A 6,350-nucleotide genomic window follows, 5' to 3' on the forward strand; every position below is an offset into this window, starting at 1 on the left:
GCACGAGTAACCTATTCGATGTAATTTATAATTCATAATTTATAACTCATCATTCCCATGCGTTCCTATTCCCTAATCGCCCCTGCCAAAATTAATCTGTATCTAGAAATACTAGGCGATCGCGCCGATGGCTATCATGAACTGGCGATGATCCTGCAAAGCATTGAACTCGCTGATCAAGTGAGTGTCCGGGCTATTGGGACTCAAACCATTCAAGTTCACTGCGATCACCCGCAAGTCCCGCTAGATAAAACGAATCTGGCTTATCGGGCGGTGGAATTGATGAGTCAACAGTTTCCCGATTGCTGGGCGCAGTTTGGCGGTGTGGAAGTTACGATTAACAAGAATATTCCCGTCGCGGCTGGATTAGCGGGAGGGTCAACCAATGCCGCCGCCGTTTTGGTAGGATTAAATATGCTTTGGCAACTGGGACTCACGCAGCCAGAATTACAAGAGTTAGCCGCGAAACTGGGTTCAGATGTACCCTTTTGTCTAGCAGGAGGAACCGCGATCGCAACCGGGCGAGGCGAAGAACTTGATCCCTTACCCAATCTGGATTCGTTCTATCTGGTGTTAGCCAAACATCAAAATTTAGCCGTTTCTACAGCTTGGGCATATCAAACCTATCGGTCTCAGTTTAGCCATACTTATGGCCGTTCTGAGGGAGTCGATAAATCGATAATAACTGAAACGATAAATCTCCCCACTCGTGTGCATTCTGGTTCAATGGTTCAAGCAATTTCAAATAAAAATTTCGCCAAAATTGGTCAACTGCTGTACAACGATTTGGAGCAAGTTGTACTCCCTAACTATCCCCAAGTCCTGCAACTGCGGCAAGCCTTTGAAAATAACGGTGCATTAGGTACAATGATGTCCGGTTCAGGACCTACAGTATTCGCCCTTTGTCAGTCTCAGGAACAGGCTCAAGCGCTTTTACAACACGCCCAGTCAGAAATGTCTGATCCAAATTTAGGGTTTTGGGTGACGAAGTTTGCCAGTCATGGGATTCAAATTGTCTCCTAATAATGATTTAGAGAGAACAGGGAACAGGAAACGGGGAAGTAGGAGATGTAGAGACATAGTAGGAGATGTAGAGACGTAGCATGCTACGTCTCTACAGTTAAGGCGAATTTTGCTTATAACTTATGACTTATTGTATTAAACCGGGATGCCTGACACCGGAAAATATCGATTCCGCTCACTTTTGTCAAACCTGTGGGGAAAGGCTACAGCTAAAAGAACGCTATCGCCCTCTACGCCCCCTCGGTAGCGGTGGATTCGGCAGAACATTTTTGGCAGTTGACGAAGATATTCCCAGTCAACCCTATTGTGTGATCAAACAACTTTATCTGGCAAATTCCGCTCCAGAAACCTTGCCAAAAGCCAAAGAACTGTTTCAACAAGAAGCCATCCGTTTAGATGAATTAGGCAAGCATCCACAAATTCCCGCACTTTTGGCACATTTTGAACAGAATCAACAACTTTATTTAATTCAAGACTTTATTGCAGGGCTAACCTTGAGCGAGGAGTTAAAGCAGCAGGGACATTACAACGAAGAGCAAATTTGGGAATTATTGCGTGAACTATTACCCTTGATTCACTATATTCATTCCCATCGTGTACTCCATCGAGATATTAAACCAGCCAATATTATCCGCCGCCAAGATGACGGGAAGTTAGTGTTAATTGATTTTGGTGTTGCTAAATTGCTGACGGATACCGCCTTACTGCAAACGGGTACAATTATTGGTAGCCCCGAATATATGGCTCCCGAACAACTTAAAGGCAAAGCATTTTGGGCAAGTGACCTGTATAGTGTGGGAGTAACCTGCCTTTATCTAATGACTCAGGTCTCTCCCTTTGACCTGTATGATACATTCAATGAAACCTGGGTGTGGCGGGATTTTTTACCCCCTGAAACCCAGATTAGCGATCGCCTAGGCAAAATCCTGGATCAGTTAACTCATGCTAGTCTCAAACAACGCTATCAATCGGCTGATGAGGTGATCACAGATTTGACCCCTGCTATCTCTCCTCCCGTAGGCACTCATTTTATCAACCTTTGGCAACCCAAAACCCGCAAAATTAAACGAAATAGTCTCACCTCAGAAGTGGGAATTGACTATCAGCGATTAAAGCAACTCTTAGCCACCCATAAATGGCAAAAAGCAGATGAAGAAACCTGGATAGTATTAGGTCAAGCCTGTGGCAAATTCCCCGGTTATTATCTAAAGTTGAGTGATATTCAAGAGTTACCCTGTGAAGACTTGCGGACTTTGGATCAGCTATGGATGAAATACAGTAAACACCATTTTGGCTTTACGGTGCAAAGCCGCATCTATCAAGAGGTTGAAGCCGATTATCCCAGTTTCTGCGATCGCGTGGGTTGGTCAATTCATAATCCTCGCGTTCCGGATACAGCCTATCAGTTTAATCTTAAAGCTCCAGCCGGACATTTGCCATCCCGTCGCTGGGTGGGAGGCTATTACGACTGGTGGCGTCATGCTGAAGTTATGGCGGCTAAGTTGGAACAATGTGGTTTGTAGTAGGGGCTTTAGCCCTGGATCATCAGCCTAATTTCTCCCTTTTGGGGGACGATCTGGACACCAAAATCTTGATACTAAATAAAATAGGCTCGGAGGCTTTTGTTCGGATGATATGTAGATTTGATCCGAACAAGCAAAAAACTCCGATAACCATTGCAGTGTAAAGAATATGGAGAATAAAATTATGAATACCCAAGATCAAGCACGGAAAATTGCCACTCAAGAACGTCTCGCCGACGAGCAGTTAAAACAAAACATGCTCAACCGCGCAGAAGCAGAAGTCGAAGCGCCCTCGGCTGATACCCCGACTCAAGAACGAAGCCGAGAATCAGCAGCCCAGCAGCGTGAGGAAAGCGAACACTTGCAAGACACCATGCAGAGTCGCGCTGAAGCCAACACACCCTAATGTTGTCGGCTGAATTTCTGAAATGTAGTAGTGTGACACACCTAAATTGATGGTTAAGAATTGGGTTCGCAGTAGGGAACCTTAGCCCTAGATTTTGTTGGGTTTCCTACAACCTATTTCACCATTTTAGTGGTGTCATGCCAGTAAGCTGTCATGCATTTAAATTGGGTATTAGTAGCGAGCAAGATGCAAAGCCTGCGGCATGGCTTCGCTAAACGCACTACACGGCTTTCGCCATTATTGATATTAAGGTTTAAATGCCGAACAGCTTATCATGATCATGTCTGTTAGAATTCCCATCAATCAATGTTAACTATCCCATTTTAATTTAATATGAAGGGCGGGTTTTGTTTAGAGGTTATCGGTAGATAGCAAAATTAAACAGCTAAACCCGCCCCTACAAATAGACATAAGACGTAGCTTGCTTCTTGCTCCCTTGAGTATGGCAAATGACGAATGGCAAATGACAAATGACGATCGCCGCCATTCACTTTACATTTCTTCACCTGTTATAAATGTTGACCTAACTCTTGTCGCAGGCGATAGAGAATCATATCCGGTTCAACTTGATTAAGAATATCTTGAATCACTGTACTCGCACCTAAAGGTCCCCAAGTGCAGCCTTGTTCCAGATACACTTGCGCCGCATGACCAACCGTATACGCCCCATACCCGGCAATCCCAGCTTGAGTCACGGCGGTTCCAGCAAAAGCCGTAACTCCGCCAATACTGGCAACGGCTGAGGCACTTTTACCCATTCCCAACAGCGCACTACTTCCCAGTTCACCCAACAGTAAACCACCGGAACTAATTAATATTTTGCGCCATAATTTTCCCGCTTCATAACTTGTCATTGGTAAACCGTAGAGTCGCGATAAGGAACGAATCAGTGCCAAGTCTGCTACAGTTCCCCCTAAGATATCTAAGATACCAATCGGATTCAGCGCTACTGCCAAGGCTTTATACTTAGCAAAACGCCAGATTAAATCTTCGGCTTCCGTCTTACGTTGTGCCATAGTTTTCTGGGCAATGCTAACTTGGGCGGTTCGGGCTTGAAATAGGGCATTAAGTGCCAAGAGCGATCGCCCTTCGCGATTGAGTATCCTTAAAATGGCTTGCTGCAACTCATCTACCTGCGGCGGTAGGGTTTCCCATTCATAACTGACGCTTCCATCGGGCAATTCCACCCGCACTTGTATAGGAGACGGTTCTGCGGCTACCCGAACAATCTCCTCTGGTGATAACATCTTTTGTAAACGGCGATCGCGGGGAGTACCTGTACCCAGTTCTTGCAGTTGCTGGTAAATTGCCTCTCTATCTTGTTCCGGATACAAATCAATTTTGTTAAATACCAGAATCAGCGGCTTTTGGGCTTGTCGCAGTTCCGACAACGCCAGATACTCCGTGCGGGTAATATCCCCAGCCACGACAAATAAAATTAAATCCGCCTCAGACGCCACCTGTTGCGCCATCTGCGCCCGTGCTTCTCCCTGAACTTCATCCAATCCTGGTGTATCAATTAACTCAACTTGCACTTTCCCCTCACCACCGGGCGTCCAACGTACCGACTTGGGCCACTGGGTTACCCCATGCAAGGGACCCGTTTGCAAGATTTTCTGACCCAGCAACGCATTGACAACAGCCGATTTCCCACGACTGACTAAACCAAAGGTGGCAATACGAATCACGCCTTGGTCAAGTTTGTCTAAGCTAAACTGCAATACCTCCAGTTCATTCTGGAGTGTCGCTTGCAGTTCCACATCGGGAAGGGGGCGGCGGTGATGCAAGTTGTTGTACCAGAATAAAGTGTGCCGCAAACTGGCACGAGCGCGGTGAATATAGTAGTCTTGGCGATTTCGGGTGGGTTTAGGGGAAGAGGATTGTGATTGACTCAAGGTTAGATGGAATAGGGATAGGTTACAGATCTATTGTCGTCTAACGAGCGATAGGTATGTTGTTGCTTACCTGGAATGGCAACAAAGCAATCAGCAAGTTCACATCTGTGGGTTAAAGTTCACAAAAACAAACAATACCCAGAATATTTGGTAGCGTGACATTACCTTAATTAAAGATTGAAGGAGTTCAAGATGATTATGGGTATCTCTAGACTTGCGATTGTAACTTTTGGTGTTGTTTTGGGAGTAGGGATCGCTAAGAGTGACTCTGCCCTAGCTGCATCATTTACAGGATTAGGAGATCTACCTGGCGGTGATTTTACTAGTGCGGCTATTGGTTTGTCAGCCGATGGTTCTGTTGTGGTGGGAATAAGCAACAGTTCCTCCGGTGATGAAGCTTTTCGCTGGACGGAAGCGGGAGGGATGCAAGGACTGGGGGATTTACCTGGGGGTGATTTCAGCAGTGGTGCATCTGGTGTGTCAGCCGATGGTTCTGTGGTTGTAGGATTTGGCTCTAGTGCTTCTGGTCGTTCTGGTTATGAAACTTTTCGCTGGACAGAAACGGGAGGGATGCAGGGACTCGGTGACGGTGCTGATGGTGGTTTTATCAGTGGAATCATTGATGTGTCAGCCGATGGTTCTATTGTTGTGGGGACTGATGGCAGAAGTTCTTCGGGTCGTGAAGCCTTTCGCTGGACGGAAGCGGGCGGAATACAGGGACTGGGTGACCTACCTGGAGGTTTTTTCAACAGTTCAGCTTCTGGTGTGTCAGCCGATGGCTCCGTGGTTGTAGGGTATAGTTCTAGTGCCTCTGGTGATGAAGCCTTTCGCTGGACGAAAGCGGGCGGAATACAGGGACTAGGTAAGTTACCTGGGGGTCGTTCCTCTGTGGCTTGGGATGTGTCAGCCGACGGTTCTGTGGTTGTGGGAATGGGCTCGTCGAGTAACTCGGGTTTTGAAGCTTTTCGCTGGACGGAATCGGGCGGAATCCAAGGACTAGGAGATCTTCCTGGAGGTGATTTCTACAGCATAGCTTATGGCGTATCTGCAGATGGTTCTGTTGTTGTCGGTAGCTCTTCTGGTGGTGGAGCCTTTATCTGGAACAGCACTAAAGGTATGCGTTCTCTGCAACAGGTTCTGGAAAGTGACTTTGAGTTAAATTTAACAGGCTGGAGTTTGGGAACGGCTCGTGCTATTTCTAATGATGGTTTAACTATTGTTGGTTATGGAACTAATCCTCAAGGAAATACTGAAGCCTGGATAGCGCGGCTCGATTCCAACACAGAGCCAGTTCCAGAACCCCTTACTATTCTTGGTTCAGCTACCGCTTTAGGATTTGGAGCCTTATTCAAGCGAGAGCATGTGAAGTACCCTAACTTGCTTCGCTGAAGTTAGGGCTTCCAACTTAGCTAAACAAGGACGGTCTTATTCGTCTTTAGGATTTCCCGCTTCATCCGCCGATGCCTCTAAAGGTTGCCCTCTATTGGTCTTACTCAGCGTCCA

The 6,350-nt window shown here is 46.5% G+C and carries 5 protein-coding genes; 4 read left to right on the forward strand and 1 reads right to left on the reverse strand.

Going from position 1 to position 6,350, the window contains the following annotated elements; genetic code table 11:
* The first annotated feature begins 57 nt into the window (after window positions 1-57).
* The 3 genes from ispE to RH949_RS11555 all read left to right on the forward strand — a co-directional run bounded on the left by ispE (window position 58) and on the right by RH949_RS11555 (window position 2,952).
* The gene (gene ispE, locus RH949_RS11545; RefSeq protein ID WP_446353190.1) at window positions 58-1,023 is read left to right on the forward strand and encodes a 4-(cytidine 5'-diphospho)-2-C-methyl-D-erythritol kinase; all 966 of its coding nucleotides are present in this window, start codon (window positions 58-60) and stop codon (window positions 1,021-1,023) included.
* A gap of 122 nt (window positions 1,024-1,145) precedes the next feature.
* Complete coding sequence (locus RH949_RS11550; RefSeq protein ID WP_446353192.1) at window positions 1,146-2,546, forward strand: protein kinase domain-containing protein; 1,401 nt, start codon at window positions 1,146-1,148, stop codon at window positions 2,544-2,546.
* 184 nt (window positions 2,547-2,730) lie between these two features.
* On the forward strand, window positions 2,731-2,952 hold the full coding sequence (locus RH949_RS11555; protein ID WP_446353194.1) for a hypothetical protein: 222 nt from the start codon (window positions 2,731-2,733) through the stop codon (window positions 2,950-2,952).
* A 509-nt stretch (window positions 2,953-3,461) separates the two neighbouring features.
* Here the strand turns inward: RH949_RS11555 and RH949_RS11560 are convergent.
* Window positions 3,462-4,847: a GTP-binding protein gene (locus RH949_RS11560; protein WP_446353196.1), complete on the reverse strand. Its 1,386-nt coding sequence runs from the start codon at window positions 4,845-4,847 to the stop codon at window positions 3,462-3,464.
* A gap of 198 nt (window positions 4,848-5,045) precedes the next feature.
* Between RH949_RS11560 and RH949_RS11565 the strand changes: the two genes are divergently transcribed.
* Window positions 5,046-6,236, forward strand: coding sequence for a PEP-CTERM sorting domain-containing protein (locus RH949_RS11565; RefSeq protein WP_006105552.1), 1,191 nt, complete (start codon window positions 5,046-5,048; stop codon window positions 6,234-6,236).
* The last annotated feature ends 114 nt before the right edge of the window (window positions 6,237-6,350 follow it).

This window comes from Coleofasciculus sp. A1-SPW-01, assembly GCF_040217205.1.
GTDB lineage: Bacteria > Cyanobacteriota > Cyanobacteriia > Cyanobacteriales > Coleofasciculaceae > Coleofasciculus > Coleofasciculus chthonoplastes_A.